This is a genomic window from Shewanella sp. AS16 (genome assembly GCF_021412365.1).
Classification (GTDB): Bacteria; Pseudomonadota; Gammaproteobacteria; order Enterobacterales; family Shewanellaceae; genus Shewanella; species Shewanella salipaludis.
Genome location: NZ_JAKCLK010000003.1, coordinates 652,458 through 669,123, shown reverse-complemented (window position 1 = coordinate 669,123; position 16,666 = coordinate 652,458). Strand labels below are relative to the sequence as shown.

General features: G+C 54.1%; 10 protein-coding genes. 8 read left to right on the top strand and 2 right to left on the bottom strand.

The window, feature by feature from the left end; translation table 11 throughout:
- The first annotated feature begins 201 nt into the window (after window positions 1-201).
- Window positions 202-4,485, top strand: a complete 4,284-nt coding sequence (locus tag LZP73_RS11565) for an EAL domain-containing protein (protein ID WP_234235153.1) — start codon at window positions 202-204, stop codon at window positions 4,483-4,485.
- A 233-nt stretch (window positions 4,486-4,718) separates the two neighbouring features.
- Window positions 4,719-5,120, top strand: a complete 402-nt coding sequence (locus tag LZP73_RS11560) for a hypothetical protein (RefSeq protein WP_234235152.1) — start codon at window positions 4,719-4,721, stop codon at window positions 5,118-5,120.
- Between the two features lie 665 nt (window positions 5,121-5,785).
- Here LZP73_RS11560 and fadJ read toward each other — a convergent pair.
- Entirely contained in the window at window positions 5,786-7,906 is a 2,121-nt protein-coding gene (gene fadJ, locus LZP73_RS11550) for a fatty acid oxidation complex subunit alpha FadJ (RefSeq protein ID WP_234235151.1), read from the bottom strand.
- A gap of 17 nt (window positions 7,907-7,923) precedes the next feature.
- Window positions 7,924-9,234 carry an acetyl-CoA C-acyltransferase FadI gene (gene fadI, locus LZP73_RS11545; protein WP_234235150.1) on the bottom strand — a complete coding sequence of 437 codons (1,311 nt, stop codon included), beginning with the start codon at window positions 9,232-9,234 and terminating at the stop codon, window positions 7,924-7,926.
- A gap of 251 nt (window positions 9,235-9,485) precedes the next feature.
- Here fadI and LZP73_RS11540 point away from each other — a divergent pair, with 251 nt between their 5' ends.
- From LZP73_RS11540 to LZP73_RS11515, 6 genes are read left to right on the top strand one after another with little or no spacing between them, the layout of a single operon-like run.
- Window positions 9,486-10,442 (top strand): AAA family ATPase, encoded by a 957-nt coding sequence (locus tag LZP73_RS11540; RefSeq protein WP_234235149.1) that lies wholly within the window; start codon window positions 9,486-9,488, stop codon window positions 10,440-10,442.
- 15 nt (window positions 10,443-10,457) lie between these two features.
- The gene (locus LZP73_RS11535; protein ID WP_234235148.1) at window positions 10,458-11,387 is read left to right on the top strand and encodes a DUF58 domain-containing protein; all 930 of its coding nucleotides are present in this window, start codon (window positions 10,458-10,460) and stop codon (window positions 11,385-11,387) included.
- A gap of 2 nt (window positions 11,388-11,389) precedes the next feature.
- Entirely contained in the window at window positions 11,390-11,983 is a 594-nt protein-coding gene (locus LZP73_RS11530; protein WP_234235147.1) for a DUF4381 domain-containing protein, read from the top strand.
- Complete coding sequence (locus LZP73_RS11525) at window positions 11,977-12,999, top strand: vWA domain-containing protein (RefSeq protein WP_234235146.1); 1,023 nt, start codon at window positions 11,977-11,979, stop codon at window positions 12,997-12,999. The genes LZP73_RS11530 and LZP73_RS11525 overlap by 7 nt, the downstream gene beginning before the upstream one ends.
- The gene (locus LZP73_RS11520; protein WP_234235145.1) at window positions 12,996-15,023 is read left to right on the top strand and encodes a VWA domain-containing protein; all 2,028 of its coding nucleotides are present in this window, start codon (window positions 12,996-12,998) and stop codon (window positions 15,021-15,023) included. The genes LZP73_RS11525 and LZP73_RS11520 overlap by 4 nt, the downstream gene beginning before the upstream one ends.
- Entirely contained in the window at window positions 15,017-16,645 is a 1,629-nt protein-coding gene (locus LZP73_RS11515) for a BatD family protein (protein WP_234235144.1), read from the top strand. Before LZP73_RS11520 ends, LZP73_RS11515 begins: the two co-directional genes overlap by 7 nt.
- Window positions 16,646-16,666: the final 21 nt, after the last annotated feature.

The following is a 16,666-nucleotide window of genomic DNA, read 5'->3' as shown; positions in this document are numbered from 1 at the left end:
TCCTCCCATCTACCGGCATAGATATTCGAGCCAAACATCCGGGTCCTGAGGGCCCCAAGATGCGAATCGAACAGATTCCCCCCATACAATCAAGCTCGGAGGGCATTTAGCACATTCGGCTTTGACAAACTCGCAACTTTCTGAAAAAGTGGGGTTAATATTTTGTTTCATGGCATCTTCGGATAAAAAATAAGAACAATTATGCCTAACATACTCTTCAAGATCGGCTTCGCCCTGCTGCTTTCTTGCAGCTTTTCGGTACTAGGCTCTCCAGTTCAACAAGGGGGGACGGCTTCAATCCTGCTCAATACCAAATCCTATAGCGTATCTGAAGGGCTTTCTGAAAGTGCTGTTTCCTCCATCACAGAGGACAGGAATGGCTATGTTTGGATAGGCACCATTAATGGTTTGAACCGCTTTGACGGCGAGGAATTTAAGCATTATTTTGGCGGCAGTAAAACAGCTGATCTTCCCAGCTCATTTATCCGCAGTTTACTCATAGATAAAGAAGCACGACTCCTTGTAGGAACAGATGCGGGAGTGGCTGTGTACAATGAGGAAACGGATGATTTTAATACTATTAACCAGATTCCAGAACTTGCAGACAAACCAATTTGGTCAATAAGAGAGCAAGATGACAACATCATTTTCAGTACAGAAAATTCAATTATTATCGTAGATAAAGATTTAGAGCATGTAGTTAATATCATTACAAGTGAAGACACAAAGGAAATAAAACAGGTCATTCCTACGGCCTCAGGATTTGTAGTCCGAAATTATAGTGGCGCCATTTACACAATGGATAATGTAGGCCATGGAATTGAAATATTAAAACACTCTTTTGGATTAGAGCTGATAAATAACAAGGTTGTTGCATCCACTGACACTGGCACTTTTAGCATATATGAAAACAGAAAAAACAAAATAAACAGCTTGAATTCAACATCACTGACGCAAGAGAAAGACAAAATAATATCAATAACAAATAAAGATATCGAGTATTTAGATGAGAATTACAAAAAGCTCGATTTCAAAGGAACGATTGATATTGAAAAAAAACTTTTAAACCCAGTTTTATTTCGTGGTAAAAAAGCTCTATTTATCACAACAGCCAACCAAGGCTTTATAGTGATAAGTGATACTGAAAATATCATATCAAAAATAAATATAGAAAACGAAAATACCTGGAGTATTAATAGAGAAAAAAACGAAACCTTGGTATCAACCGATGCAGAAGAGTTAAAGCTTTACGATGAGAACTTTGAAGTAAAACATATTTACAACACAAAAATAAAAGGTCCTAAGTCATCAATACAGTTCGGAGATAAAATATTCTCGGCAACATCCCAAGGTTTATATTCGATCGACAAGGAAAATGAATCAACTGTCAAACTAAGTGATGACTATTTCTCTACTATTTCTTCAGACTACAGTTCAGAAAAAATATATACCGGCACAGTTGATGGAAAACTTATCGAATATGATAATACAAATAACACCATAAAAACATATATCATTGATAACGGCAACCCGATATTTAACATACACCTGACAAGCCATGGTATTTGGCTGGCAACTCAAGGGGGGCTGTTTTTATTTCGAGACGGGAAAACAAGTAATATTTACAAAGATGATATTGTAATAAGCATAAATAGTGATAAAGACTTCATTTACTATGGAACCAGGACATCACTCAATTCTTACAACCTAAAAAGCAAGAAAACAAAAATACTTTTCAACAATAATAAAGCAATATATGCAATAGCACTCAACGATGAAATCATTGTATCCTCATCTCTAAATGAAATCGTCATCATTCTTAAAAAAGACAACAAGAAATATATATTATCCAATCGCTATGGCAGTCAGCATGAGTACAACGCTCAAGCAATAACAATCAATAACAAGAATGTCCTATTTGGGGGTACTGATGGTGTAAGTTTATTATCGTTAGATAAAATGAGGACTTACTTTGAAGAAAAAAAAGAACCCAAAACCCAACTTCAAGAGTTGTTGATATTCAACTCACCAGAAAAAGTAGGAAGCAAAATACTCCCTAAAACATTGAGTTTCATGACAGAGCTAAGCCTTAAACATTCCGATTATCCTTTTTCCATAAAATTTCGTTCCCCAGGATCTTTCCACGACGAAATTGAATACATGTATCAAATGACTGGCTTGTCTGACGACTGGATATCGGCTAAAAATATTAATGCGGCGACCTACACGAATCTGTCTCCAGGTAATTATACTTTTAAAGTTTACGGCATAAACTCACTTACGGGTGAACACGGAAAAATCAGCCAACTGGCATTAAAGATTACGCCTCCTTGGTGGCTTTCTGTCAGTGCCAAACTAGTCTATTTCCTTATTTTTATGTTTATTGCGGCTGCAATATTAAAGATTATGCTACGTCGCAGGGAAGTACAGAAACAGATAGCCCAGAGTGAAGAGCGCCTCAAGCTGTCTCTGTGGGGCAGCGGCGACGAGATGTGGGACTGGGACATAGAGACAGGAAAAATTTACCGTTCCAACATATGGGGCTCACTTGAATTTCCCCGCGACGGCCACAGGGCCGGGGCATCCGATGAAGAAAGTAATATTCACCCAATGGATCAGCTGCGGGTTCGCGAAGCGTTGACCAATCACTTCAAAGGCACAACGGATCATTTCGAAGTCACCTACAGGGTTAAAGGTAAAGCCAACGATTGGATTTGGATATTGGACAGAGCCAAGATAGTCGAGCGGGATGTACACGACAACCCGCTACGTATGACGGGCACTATCAAGAACATCAGTAATTTCAAGCAGGCAGAAGAACAGCTACGTTTGTTCGAACGGGCCATCGAAAATATTTCCGAAGGCATGTTTATTCTCGACGACCAATTCAGATTCGTTGAAGTCAATGAGGCCTGTTGTACTATTTCTCAACGAACCAGGGAAGACTTTATCGGTGAGCAACTCCACTTCGAACGCTATCCAAATAGCTTCTCTGATCAAATCAAGTTGATGCTGAAACAACAGGGCCGCTGGAGCAATGATGTGGAGGCCAGTAAAGGCCATGCTGACAGCTTCCTGATGGAACTGACTATCGATGCCATCTATGACGAACAGGGTGAGTTGTCACACTATGTCGGGGTATTTTCCGATATTTCCCGCCGTAAGCAACAGGAAGAAGAGCTGAGAAAACTCACCAACAACGATTTGTTGACGGGACTGCCTAACCGCTCCAACCTACAGGTCACCCTGAGTAACTTAGTCAAGAAAGACACTCACCACACGCTTATGGTGCTGGATCTAGACAACTTCAAGAAGATCAATGACTCACTCGGTCATCAGATTGGCGATGATCTGCTGTGCCTGGTTGCCGAACGCATTCAGGCCAGCATTCCCAGCCATACCAGTGTCTACCGCCTCGGTGGCGATGAATTCGCCGTCTTGATAGACAAAAACCCTGACATAGGTTCCAGTGCCGCCATAGCCAATCAATTGATCGAAGGCTTCAAACAAAGCTTCGATATTCAGCAAGAGAGCCTGGTGATAGGGGTCAGCATAGGCATAGTGCTCTACCCAGAAGATGAGCAAAACGAGCAAGCCTTATTACGTAAGGCCGACATCGCCATGTACCATGCCAAATCCGCCGGGGGTAACAGATACCAGTTCTTCTCCGAATCCCTCAATCGCAACGCCATCAGGCAGTTGGAGATAGAGAACCTCATCCGTGAAGGTTTGAAAGAAGACTACTTCGAGGTCTATTACCAACCCAAGGTCGACGTGAAACTGGGCAAGATAGCCGGCATGGAGGCGCTGGTCAGACTCAAGCACCCCTCTCTCGGTCTCATCCCTCCCAATGATTTTATCCCACAGGCCGAAGAAAACGGTCTGATCGTCGAAATCGGCGATCTGGTACTGCGTAAAGCCTGCTTCGCGGCGCAGAAATGGCGTGAGCAAGGACTGTTTAGCGGCAGAGTGGCCGTCAATTTATCGTCACGTCAGTTTGCCCTACCCGATCTTCAGCAGCGAATAGAGTCAATTTTACGACTCACCAAGTTACCCGCCTGTCATTTGGAGCTGGAGATCACCGAAGGCACGGTAATCAAACAACCTGAAGTCGCCATCAAGGTCATGCAACAACTGGCCAAGATGGGCATCAGTCTGTCGCTGGACGACTTCGGCACAGGCTATTCTTCCCTGTCCTACCTCAAACGTTTTCCCATACACACGCTGAAGATCGACAAAGCCTTCATCGACGACATAGATAAATCGGATCGGGATCTCAAAATGGTGGATTCCATCATCACCATAGCCCACAACATGGGACTGTCGGTCGTGGGTGAAGGCGTCGAAGTTGATTCTCAACTCAATATTTTAAGAGCCCTTAATTGCGAGGAAATTCAAGGGTTTATTTACAGTAAAGCCATAGAGGAGCAACAATTCACACAATTATTGCAACAAGATAAATTGGCCAAAAAGCAAGCTCAATAATACCTGGAAAACACAAATAACGATCAACATGCAAACATTGGCATAGCAACTGCATTACCTTTATCAACGTCAAAATAAATTCAACTAACAATGAGAGAACTGACATGATTAAAGGAATAATGACTGCTGTGGCTTTAGTTTCTTGCATGAGTGCAACGGCAACAGCCTTGGATACACACAATATTGTAACTGCAAATAATATTGCCAGTTTAGATGTATCCCGTATTGTTAAGTTGAAAACACCCTATTCGCAAACTGCCGGCCTGCCTTATATCAAACTGGCCAACGGTGAAGTGCAAACTGCCGGCCTGCCTTATATCAAACTGGCTAACGACGAAGTGCAGACTGCCGGCCTGCCTTATATCAAACTGGCCAACGGCGAAGTGCAAACTGCCGGCCTGCCTTACATCAAACTGGCCAACGGCGAAGTGCAAACTGCCGGCCTGCCTTACATCAAACTGGCCAACGGCGAAGTGCAAACTGCCGGCCTGCCTTACATCAAACTGGCCAACGGCGAAGTCCAGACTGCCGGCCTGCCTTATATCAAACTGGCCAACTGCGAAGTCCAGACTGCCGGCCTGCCTTACATCAAACTGGCCAACGGCGAAGTGCAATCTACTTCAGCTATTGCTTAATCCAGATTTAAGGAGAATGATTATGTTTAAGTCACTCAAGAAAGCCTTAGGATTCGCCAAGCCTGCCCGCAAGAAAGTGCAGTTGCCTGCCGGCCTCAACCGTCTCGAAGTGGTGCCGGCCAAGATCTGGTGGAACTGACAGCTAACCAACAAAGGGGGTTAGCCGAATCATATAATTTGATATCCAAGCATGAACATGAAACGTGCAATAAAAAAGAGAGCCAAGCTCTCTTTTTTATTGCGCGCTCTTTATGGATCTCTGACGCTCTAACACTCTGTGCTGGCATCGAAGGATTTGGTGCAGCGCTTGTAGGCTAAGTGCTTATGAGTATTGAATAATGGATAAGCAACTGGCCCCAACAGGGCCCCCAGGATGAACCAACGTTTGACTGGCAGACCGGCACAAAAAGCCGCATTACCAAGAAATAACCCAAAACCTGCCAGGCCCATGATTAAGATAAACAGCACTCATTACCTCGTATTTTTACTGGCCCTATCCTTAGCCGACATCATTATCATTCACGGCTATGTGCCGTAAAACTGCACAGTATTCTAACCTAGTCCAACTCAATTTGTGAGCATTTTTTAGGCAGCACTCTGTTGCAGACATAAAAAACGGCAATTTAATGCCGTTTTTTTAAGCTGTTACATGATGTTAAGCCGGATTAGAAGAAACGTTCCCCACTCTCAGCCATGGCCTTCAGACGCTCACAGGGCGCGAATCTATCACCGAATTGCTTGCTGTATCCCTCGAGGATAGCGACCAACTTGTCCGCTCCCAGGCTATCTATGTAATGGAATGGTCCGCCCAGGAAAGGTGGGAAACCTATACCGAAGATGGCGCCTATGTCGCCATCGCGGGCTGAGGCGATGATCCCCTCCTCCAGGCAGCGCACGGCTTCGTTGAGCATTTGCACTACGCAGCGCTCCGCGACCGCGGCGGCAGCCTTGTTGGCACCCGGGGTAATGCCCAGCACGCCATAGACAGTCTCATCCACCGGCTTAATCTTCTTGCTGTTATTGGCATATAGATAGAAGCCTTTGCCATTCTTGCGCCCTTTCCTGCCGTCTGCCAGCAGCTTATCGAAGGCGGCCGGCGCCTTGAAGCGCTCGCCCAGCTCTTTTTCCAGGATGGGAGAGATCTTGGCGCCTACGTCTATGCCGACTTCATCGAGCAGGGTCATTGGGCCCACCGGGAAGCCAAACTTCACCAGCGCCTTGTCCAGATGCTCGACGCTCTGGCCTTCGAGCAGCAGCTGCGCCGCCTCATTCATGTACAGTGCCAGGATACGATTGACGTAGAAACCTGCGCCATCTTGTACCACTATCGGCGTCTTGCCTTGTTTGCGGGCGAAGGCCACTGTGGTCGCTATTGTCTCTGGCGAGGTCTTGGCGTGGGCTATCACTTCCACCAGCGGCATCTTCTCTACCGGTGAGAAATAGTGCAGGCCTATGACATTTTCCGGCCGGCTCGCCGCTTCGGCAATCTGACTTATGGGCAGCGACGAAGTGTTGGAGGCGAAAATCGTCTGCTCGCCGCACTCACGCTCTATGTCTCTGACCATCTGATGCTTGAGGGCCAAGTCTTCGAACACTGCCTCGACCACTATGTCGGCATCCTTGACGCCTGTGTATTCTGTGGTAGTGGTCATCAGTGCCATCAGGCTGTCACGGGCGGCGGGCGTCATGTGGCGACGCTTGACGCCTTTGTCGAGCAGCTTGTAGGCATAGGCCAATGCATTGCTCAGGCCCTTGTCGTTGATGTCTTTCACCCGCGCCGGGATCTTGGCCTTGGTGGTCGTCACCGAGGCGATGCCGCCGCCCATCAGGCCGCCACCGAGCACCACGGCCTTTTTCACCTTACGGGGTTCGACCCCGGAGGCACCGGTTTCTTTCTTCATCTCAGTGGTAGCGAAGAAGATGCTGCGCAGCGCCGCCGACTCTTTAGACATCACCAACTCGGCAAAATGACTGGCCTCGACCTCGAGTCCCTGCGCCATGCCTCTGGCCATGCCCTGACGCACACAGTCGATGATCTTCAAGGGCGCAGGATAATTTCCCTGGGTCTTCTTCAGTACTTGTTTCGCCGCCTGATCGAAGATGATGTTGCGCCCGAGGGCCGTGCCTTCGAGCAGCTTGTTGACCAGCGACTTATTCACAACTTTGGGCTGACGTTTACCGGCCAGCGCCATCTCCACCGCGGTGCGCAGCAAGATAGACTCGGGCACCATATCGTTCACCAAGCCCATTTTCAGTGCTTGCTTGGGACGTATCTGTTTGCCGGTCAACATCATGTCCAGGGCCGTGGTGATCCCCACCAGACGCGGCAGCCTCTGGGTACCGCCGCCCCCCGGCAACAATCCAAGTTGCACCTCAGGCACCCCCAGCATTGTCTTGTTATCGTCGCTGCATACCCTTAAATGACAGGCCAGCGCCAGCTCCAGGCCACCGCCGAGACAGGCACCATGAATGGCGGCAACCACAGGGATGTTCAGCCCCTCGAGCTCGGCGAATACCTTATGTCCCTGCTGCGACAAGGCCTTGGCATCGGCGACCGTTTGGCAGGCATCGAGCATGGAAATGTCGGCGCCGGCCACGAAAGAGTCCGGCTTGCCGGAAATCAACACCAGGCCACGAATGCTGCTATCTGCCTTGATCTCCTGCAATAAGCCGGAGATCTCGTCGGCAAATGCCGACTTGAGGGTATTCATTGTCTCACCTGGTACGTCCATGGTGAGTACGGCAACGCCGTCATCGCGGCGGCTCAAACTGAAGGTCTTTGCCATGCTGATTTCCATATTCATTACTCCACCTCCACTATCATGGCTGCACCCAAACCACCGGCGGCGCAGGCGGTTGCCAGGCCGGTGCCGCCACCGCGGCGCTTCAACTCACGACATACCTGAGTGATGAGACGGGTGCCGGTGGCCGCAAAGGGGTGGCCGTAGGCCAGCGAGCCGCCGAGGACGTTGAACTTGCTCATGTCGATTTCGCCTATGGCGCGATTGCGGCCGAGTTTCTCTTCGGCAAATTTCTTCGAGCCGAACATCTGCATGTTCGCCAGCGTCTGGGCGGCGAAGGCTTCGTGCATCTCGATAAGCGTCAGATCTTCCAGCTCCATACCGGCGCGCTTCAATGCCAGCGGCGTCGCATAGGAAGGCCCCATCAGCATGTCTTGCCATACATCTATGGCACTGAAAGCATAGCTCTTGATGTAGCCTATGGGCTGATAACCCAGCGCCTTGGCACGGCCTTCGCTCATGAGAATGATGGCCGAGGCGCCATCGGTCAGCGGCGTGCTGTTGGCCGCGGTCACTGAGCCATGCTTGCGGTCGAAGGCCGGACGCAGCTTGGCGTAGGACTCGAGCACAGAGTTTTCTCTTATGTTGTTGTCGCGATCGATAAATTGCTTGTAGGGCGGCACATGGGCCGTCATGACTTCGTCACGCAGATGACCCGAGGCCCAAGTTTGGGTCGCCAGGGTATGGGATCTGTGTGCCAGCGCATCCTGATCCGCGCGGCTGATGTTATAGGTCTTGGCCATCTGCTCGGCGGTCTGCCCCATGGACAGGCCGGTGGAGTACTCGGCAACCGCGGGCGGCACAGGCAGCAGATCTTTCAGGCCAAGACGACGGAAGATCGCCAGCTTCTGGCCGAAACTGCGGGCCTTGTTAAGATCGACCAGCGCATGGGCCAGCTTCTTGGACACGCCGATAGGCAACACGGACGAGGAGTCGGCGCCGCCGGCCAGACCTATCTCTATGTTGCCCGTCATGATGGACTCGGCCACATTCACCGCAGATTGAAAACTGGTGGCGCAGGCGCGGGTGACACTGTAGGCGTCCGTAGCGACATTCATGCCGGTACCCAAGACGATTTCACGGGCTATGTTGGGCGCCGCCGGCATCTGGACCACCTGGCCATAGACCAGCTGCTCTATCAGCTTGGGATCCAGTTCCGAACGCGCCAGCAGCTCATTGACCACCATCTTGCCCATGTCCAATGCCGACACCCCATGAAAGGCGGTCGCTTGTTTGGCGAAGGGCGTTCTCAAGCCGGCCACAATCGCAATGCGCTCGCCTCTGGCGTTGGTTACCTGTTGTCTGTCACTCATTTGTCACCCTCTTTATGTGCGCTATCGCCTTGTTAATTAAGCGGCGCTGTCGATTTCCATGCTTGACCTGCACTCTTGCTGTTCAATGCTCAGCTATAACAGGTCTGACCATTAAAGTGTGATCCGATTCTAACTTCTTGTCGACAAGTTTAAAACACCTGTTTGTTTTTTTAACACTAGCCAAACCCGGAGGGAATTATTTACCATAACCGTTGTCTACAGCCATCACAGTCAATAAAACGAGTAGCATCATGCCTTTGAGTCGATTTCATGCATTACGTACTTATTTAAACGAGGTTGTTTTAGGGCAGCCAGTTCTGACCGAAAACCTGCTTATCGCCTTGATTGCCAATGGCCATCTGTTGGTCGAGGGCCCTCCGGGGCTGGCCAAGACCCGCGCCGTCAAGGCCCTGTGTGACGGGGTCGAGGGAGATTTCCACCGCATTCAGTTCACCCCGGATCTGCTGCCGGCGGACTTGACCGGCACCGACATCTACCGTGCCCAGACAGGTACCTTCGAATTCGAGGCCGGTCCCATATTCCATAACCTGATCCTGGCCGATGAGATCAACCGTGCTCCGGCCAAGGTACAGTCGGCGCTGCTCGAAGCCATGGCCGAAGGCCAGGTCACGGTCGGCAAAAACAGCTACAAGTTGCCCCCTCTGTTCCTGGTAATGGCGACCCAGAACCCGCTGGAAAACGAAGGCACCTACCCTCTGCCCGAGGCCCAGCTGGACCGCTTCCTGATGCACTTGAATCTGGATTATCCGAGCGCCGAAACCGAATTCGAGATATTGCGTCAATCCCGCCGCGAAGCCCTGAGTCATGAGCTGCCGCAGATGGATCCCATAGCCCAGAAAGACGTGTTTGCCGCCAGGGATGAGGCCATGGAGATCTACCTTGCCGAACCGCTGGAGAAATACCTGGTCGAAATCGTGATGGCGACCCGTCAGCCCCAGCGTTACAGCGACGAGCTGGCCAAATGGCTCGACTATGGCGTCAGCCCCAGAGCCACCATCTCGCTGGAGCGCTGCGCCCGCGCCCGCGCCTGGCTCAACGAGCGCGACTTCGTTTCCCCCGAAGACATACAGGCGGTGGCCCCCAACGTGCTCAGGCATAGACTCTTGCTCAGCTACCAGGCTCAGGCCGAGGGCGTGAGTCCGGATCGGGTGATAAGCCACATCCTCAACCTAGTGGCAGTCCCTTAGCGCCGGTAAATAGATATGAGTAATACCTTACTGCCTTTATTCGCCGACGGCCTGCACTTGTGTGAGCGGGAACTGCTGGCGTGCCAGAATATCGCCCGCGCCCTGCCCGAGCGCCATAGCCGTGCCCGCGCCAACCAGGCCGGCCACAGGAGCAGCCTGCTCAAGGGCCGCGGCATGGAGTTTGCCGAGGTGCGCCATTATCAGAACGGCGACGATGTGCGCACCATAGACTGGCGCGTCACGGCCCGTACCGGCCAGGCCCATACCAAACTCTTTGTCGAGGAGCGTGAACGCCCTATCCTGTTACTGCTGGATCTCAGTCACAGCAGTTACTTCGGCTCCAGCCTGCTGCTGCAATCCGTACAGGCGGCACATCTGGCGACCACCCTGGGCTGGAATGCCATCAACCATGGCGACCGGCTCGGCGCCTTGATCGCCACAGAGACAGAGCATGTGGAGCTCAAGCCCCGCAGCCGGCGTCAGGGCATATTGCAGCTGATCTCGGCGCTGGTACGGGTACACGCCAACCAGCTCAAGCAATTGGATGCAGGCCAGAGCGATCCCGGGCATATTTTCCGCGCCTGCCAGCGCTTGCAACGCATCGCCAAGCCTGGCTCGCTTATCTGGATCATCAGCGATGGCGCCCACTTTTCCGACGCCTGTCTGGCACCATTGACTGAGTTGAAGCGCCATTGCGACATAGGCGCCTTCCTGGTCACGGATCCCCTGCGTCAGGGCACCTTGCCACTGCCGAAACACTTCCGGCTACCCGTGCGTGACGGCAATAAAAACCTGACTCTGACCCGCCGCAGCTACGATGCCTGGCTGGCGGAACAGGCGGCGCAGCAGCAGGGCTTTATCGATATGATGCAACAACTCAAGGTCCGCACCCGCAGGCTCGATGCCGGCACGCTCCTGGCCGACCAACTGGAATCATTACGTTAACCATGACAACTTCAGCTCCTCAATCCATGACCAATCCGGCGCTGGCAGCATTGCAGGATATCAAGCTTCCGGAGCCCGTCCCCTTCTGGCCGCCGGCTCCGGGCTACTGGCTGCTGCTCATCGTCTCTGTGCTCGCCCTCGCCGGCCTGTTTCTCTGGTGCAAGCGACGCTTCCAGGCCAGGGCGGCGCAACGGGCGGCATTGAGTTTGCTCGCCGCCCTCGACAGGCATGCGCCAGACTATGCCAGCCGGGTCAACGGCCTGCTCAAACGCGCCGCCCTGAGTTACCTGCCAAGAACCTCAGTCGCCTCCCTGGATGGCGAGGCCTGGTCTGACTGGCTCGACAGCGCCTTAACACAGACCAAACGCGGCCAACTCGGGCCACTATTGGCAAAACGCCACAGACCCGAGCCCCTGGCGGAGGACGAAAGCCTGGCCTTGTCGGAATTGGCACACACCTGGCTCAAGACGGCCCTGCCCAAGATAAAAACACGGGCAAGCAAACCTGCTAAGCACGAAAAATCGGTTCCCGGACAGTCAACGGTCGATGTGCAACAGAATGCGCCACAGAATGCGCCCCAGGAGGCCAAATGTTAACCCTCTACTGGCCCTGGCTGCTGCTCCTGCTGCCCCTGCCCTTATTGCTGCGCCGTCAAGACACCCAGCATGAAGAAGGCGCCCGCCTGCAATTGCCCGGCATAGCCCAGAACGGCAAGCTGGCGAGCGGCCGCGCGCCATCCGGCTCGAGAAGCGGCTATTGGCTGCTCTGGTGTTTATTGGTGTTGGCCGTGGCCCGCCCCCAGTGGCTGGGCGAGCCCATAGAACTGCCGAGTCAGGGACGGGATCTCATGCTGGCGGTGGACCTGTCCGGCAGCATGCAGATAGAAGACATGGTGGTCGCAGGCAAGACAGTGGATAGATTCAGCCTGGTGCAGCATGTGGTGAGCGAATTTATCGAACGCCGCAAGGGCGACAGGCTGGGGCTGATCCTGTTTGCCGATCACGCCTACCTGCAGGCCCCTCTGACCCAGGACAGGCGTTCGGTGGCGCAATTTTTACGGGAAGCGCAAATCGGTCTGGTAGGCAAGCAAACCGCCATAGGCGAAGCCATAGCCCTGGCGGTGAAACGTTTCGACAAGATGAAAGAGAGCAACAGGGTACTCATACTGCTGACCGATGGCGCCAACAATGCCGGCAATATAGAGCCTGAGCAGGCGGCGAGCATCGCCGCCAAGCGCAATGTCACCCTATATACCATAGGCGTCGGCGCCGAGGTGATGGAACGCCGCACCCTATTCGGCCGCGAGCGGGTCAACCCCTCCATGGACCTGGACGAGGCGCAACTCAAGGCCCTGGCCGAGACCACCAAGGGGAAATACTTCCGCGCCCGCAACAGCGAAGAGTTGGCACAGATCTATCAGGCAATCGACAAGCTGGAGCCTGTGAGCCGGGATCAACTCAGCTATAGGCCCCAGGCCGAGCTGTTCTACTGGCCGCTGGCACTCATGCTCATCATCAGCGCCCTGCTGGCACTCGGTCACCTGCCCCAGTTCCAATTCCGCCTGCCATCCCGGGCGCAATCCAAGTTATCCCAGGGGAGACGCAATTCATGACACTGCACTTCATCCGCCCCGAATGGTTCCTGGCGCTGCTGCCACTGGCGCTGTTGCTGCTCGGCCTATGGCGCAGCCATGGCCAGGGCTCGGCCTGGAATCGCTACATAGCGCCGCACCTGGCAAGAGTCCTGGTCACCGAGGGCAGCCAAGCGCAACAACATAGGCTCTGGTGGCTGGCCTCATCCTGGTTCATCGCCGTCCTGGCCTTGAGCGGCCCGGCAGTGACCAAGCAGACCCTGCCGGTGTTTGCCACGGAACAGGGCCGGGTCGTCATCATGGACATGTCCTTGTCCATGTATGCCACAGATCTGGCACCCAACCGCCTGACCCAGGCCAAGTTCCGCGCCACCGACCTGTTGCGCGGTCTCAAGGAAGGTGAGACGGGTCTCATCGCCTATGCAGGTGATGCCTTTACCATAAGTCCACTGACCCGGGACAACGCCACCCTGCTCAACCTGTTGCCGACCCTGACCCCGGATATCATGCCGGTGCGCGGCTCCAACCTCGCTGCCGCCCTGAGTCAGGCGAGCCAATTGTTGGCGCAGGGGGGTCATCTGCGCGGTGATATCATTTTGCTCACGGATGGCCTGAGCCAGGAACAGTTCAGCCAAGCCAACAAGGTTCTGGATGGCAGCCAGTACCGCCTCGCAGTCCTGGCACTCGGCAGTGCCCAGGGCGCGCCCATCCGCCTGCCCGACGGCCAGTTGCTGCGGGATAATGCCAACGAAGTAGTGATCGCCGCCACAGACTACGACTTGCTGCAACGCCTGGCCCAGGCCAACCGGGGCGCGCTCTTCCAGATCACCTCGGATGGCCAGGATCTGCAGCACCTCAACACCTGGTTAGCCACAGAAGGCGATGCCAAGGCGACGGAACTCAGCGGTGAGAGCTGGCAAGATCTCGGCCCCTTCCTGGCGCTGCTGTTGCTATTGCCCTTGCTGCTGAGCTTCCGCCACGGCCTGGTCGCTGCGGTATTGCTGGTCCTGCTCACGCCGCCCACCCCGGCGCAGGCCGGCGTCTGGGAAGATCTGTGGCATAACAGGGATCAACAGGGGATGCAGGCCTTCGAGGCCGGAAACTATGCCGATGCCGCCGCGCGGTTCGAAGATCCCAGCTGGCAGGGCAGCGCCCAATACAAGGCGGGAAATTTCCAGCAGGCGCTCAAGCACTTCGAGCAAGACGCCAGCGCCCGGGGTCTGTACAACCAAGGCAATGCCCTGATGCAGCTCAAGCAGCCGGAGCAGGCCATCAAACGCTACCAACAGGCACTGGCCAAGCAGCCGGACTTCCCCGAGGCCGAACAAAACCTGGCACTGGCGCAGCAAGCCAAGCAGCAGGATAAAAACCAGAATAAGGACAAGGGCAAAGATAAGAATAAGGACAAAAACAAAGACAAAGACAAAGACAAAGACAATAAGCAAGACAGCCAGGGGAATCAGGACAACAAGGACGCTGGCCAATCCGATAAAGAGCAGGCAGGCCAAGGACAAGATCAGGGCCAAGATCAGGACTCTGAGAATCAGCGTCAGCAACAGGCATCAGAGCAAGCCGGTGCCCAGCAGGATGACGAGCCGGAAACAGCCGCTCAATCCGCCGATAAGCAGCAAGAGCAGCAAGCAAGCGGTGATCCTCAGGGCAGAAGTCAACATGAGGATAAGCCCAATCAGCAAGACCAGGGCGCCTCGGGCCAAGCCGGCGAGTCGGCCAGTCCCAATAACGAGGCCCAAATGCAGGCACAAGCAGGCTCTGCAGCCGGGGACGAACGGGCCAAGGCCGCAGCCGAGGCGCAGCAACAGGCCGCCCAATCGGGTCAAGCCCAAAGTGCCGAGGCAGGAGAGCCGGGGGAACAGGCCAGCATAGCCGCCAGCCAGATGACGGATGAGCCATTGCCGGCCGACATGGAGCGGGCACTCAGGGGGGTCATAGAAGATCCTCAGGTGCTGCTGCGCAACAAGATGCAATTGGAATATCAAAAACGCCGCCAAAGCGGCAACTTACCTGGGGATAATGAACAGTGGTAACCAGACAATTTTTTATCCTGCTGCTGATGGTGCTGCTGGCACCCAGCCAAGCCTTGGCCATGAGCAAGTTGGAGGCCTCGGTGGATCGCAATCCTGTGATGGAAGGCGAATACTTGGTGCTCAACATTCGTGCCGACGATGAACTGGACGCAGGCAAGCTGGATACCGGCAGCCTGTTGAAGGACTTTGTCGTCGGTCGCACCAGCGTCAGCCGCAGCACCCAGATCATGAATTTCGATGCCAGCAAGGAAACCCGCTGGCAGATCTTGCTGTCACCCAAGCGCAGCGGCAAACTCATGATCCCGGCCTTCAAGATTGACGGCGTCAGTTCCAATGTCATTCCCCTGAACGTCGTCAGTCAGGGCAGCCAGGCGCCGCAGAGCAAAGATCTCTTCATCGAGACCAGCGTCTCCAGCGATGAGGCCTACGTCGGCCAGTTGATCACCTACAGGGTCAAGCTGTATCTGGCGGTGGAGCTGCAACGCGGGGTCCTGAGTGCGCCCGTGCTCGAAGGCGCGCAGATCAAGCAGATAGGCGAAGATAAGGATGGCAGCGAGATCGTCGATGGCCGCCGTTTCCGGGTGATCGAGCGCACCTATGGCATCATCCCCGACATGCCTGGGGAGCTCAGCATAGGCGGCGCCAGTTTCTCCGGCGATGTGCTGGTAGAGAGCCAGCGCCGCGGCAGCATGTTCGGTTTCAACGAGAGCCGTCCCATGCAGACCAAGTCGCCCACCAAGACGCTGCAGATAGAGCCAACGGAAGCCGGCTTCCAGGGCAAATGGCTGGTCGCAGATCTTGTGCTGCTCAAGGAGGATTGGCCCGAGACAGAAGACAAGTTCGAAGTCGGCAGTCCCATCACCCGCACCATCACACTGCTGGCATCCAACGCAGATGAGAACAGCCTGCCTGAGATAACGGCGCCGCTGCCGGCCGAATTCAAGTCCTATCCGGAGAAACCCCAGCGTCAGACCTTCGTGCGCAACGCCCAGGTGGTGTCCCAATACAGCATCACCTCGGCATTGGTGCCGACCAAGGCAGGCACTTATACCCTGCCCGAGGTCAAGGTTCCATGGTGGAATCCGCATCTGAAACGCCAGGAATTTGCCAGCCTGCCGGCGCGCACCATCACCGTCGCCGAAGGCCAGGCCGTCGCGGCCGTCCCCCTCCAGGGCCAAGTCGAGTCAGGGAGCGCCGGCTTCTGGCCCTGGGTAAGCCTGGTATTCGCCCTCCTGTGGTTGACGACCCTGGTGTTGTGGCGCAAGGCGCTGGCGAACCAGAACCAGACTCAAGCTTCTCCTGCCTCTGAGGCCAAACCGGCCCGGGCCCCCAAGCTCGACAGTCATCGCCAGCTGCTGGACGCCTGCAAGAGGGCCGATGCCGGCCAGATCCTCTCCAGCCTGCAGACCCACATGAGCCGGCTCCATGGCCAGAGCATGACCCTGGAAGAGATCGCCGCCCTGTCAGCGGATTTCACCAAGGCCATCAAGCAATTGCAGTCGGCGGCCTACGGCAAAAGCCCCGGGGCACTCGACTCCGCCGCCCTGCTCGGCGCGCTCGCATCCTATAGCCCGCACAGCCGCAATCACCCCCTCTCGGCCCTCGATGAACTAAATCCCTAGATTTGGTCTCACGGGCTTGCT

Bases quoted from the DNA above. Each gene is read 5' to 3' on its own strand.
- LZP73_RS11565 (WP_234235153.1), top strand. From the start codon at position 202: ATGCCTAACATACTCTTCAAGATCGGCTTCGCCCTGCTGCTTTCTTGC.
- fadJ (WP_234235151.1), bottom strand. From the start codon at position 7,906: ATGGCAAAGACCTTCAGTTTGAGCCGCCGCGATGACGGCGTTGCCGTA.
- fadI (WP_234235150.1), bottom strand. From the start codon at position 9,234: ATGAGTGACAGACAACAGGTAACCAACGCCAGAGGCGAGCGCATTGCG.
- LZP73_RS11540 (WP_234235149.1), top strand. From the start codon at position 9,486: ATGCCTTTGAGTCGATTTCATGCATTACGTACTTATTTAAACGAGGTT.
- LZP73_RS11535 (WP_234235148.1), top strand. From the start codon at position 10,458: ATGAGTAATACCTTACTGCCTTTATTCGCCGACGGCCTGCACTTGTGT.
- LZP73_RS11530 (WP_234235147.1), top strand. From the start codon at position 11,390: ATGACAACTTCAGCTCCTCAATCCATGACCAATCCGGCGCTGGCAGCA.
- LZP73_RS11525 (WP_234235146.1), top strand. From the start codon at position 11,977: ATGTTAACCCTCTACTGGCCCTGGCTGCTGCTCCTGCTGCCCCTGCCC.
- LZP73_RS11520 (WP_234235145.1), top strand. From the start codon at position 12,996: ATGACACTGCACTTCATCCGCCCCGAATGGTTCCTGGCGCTGCTGCCA.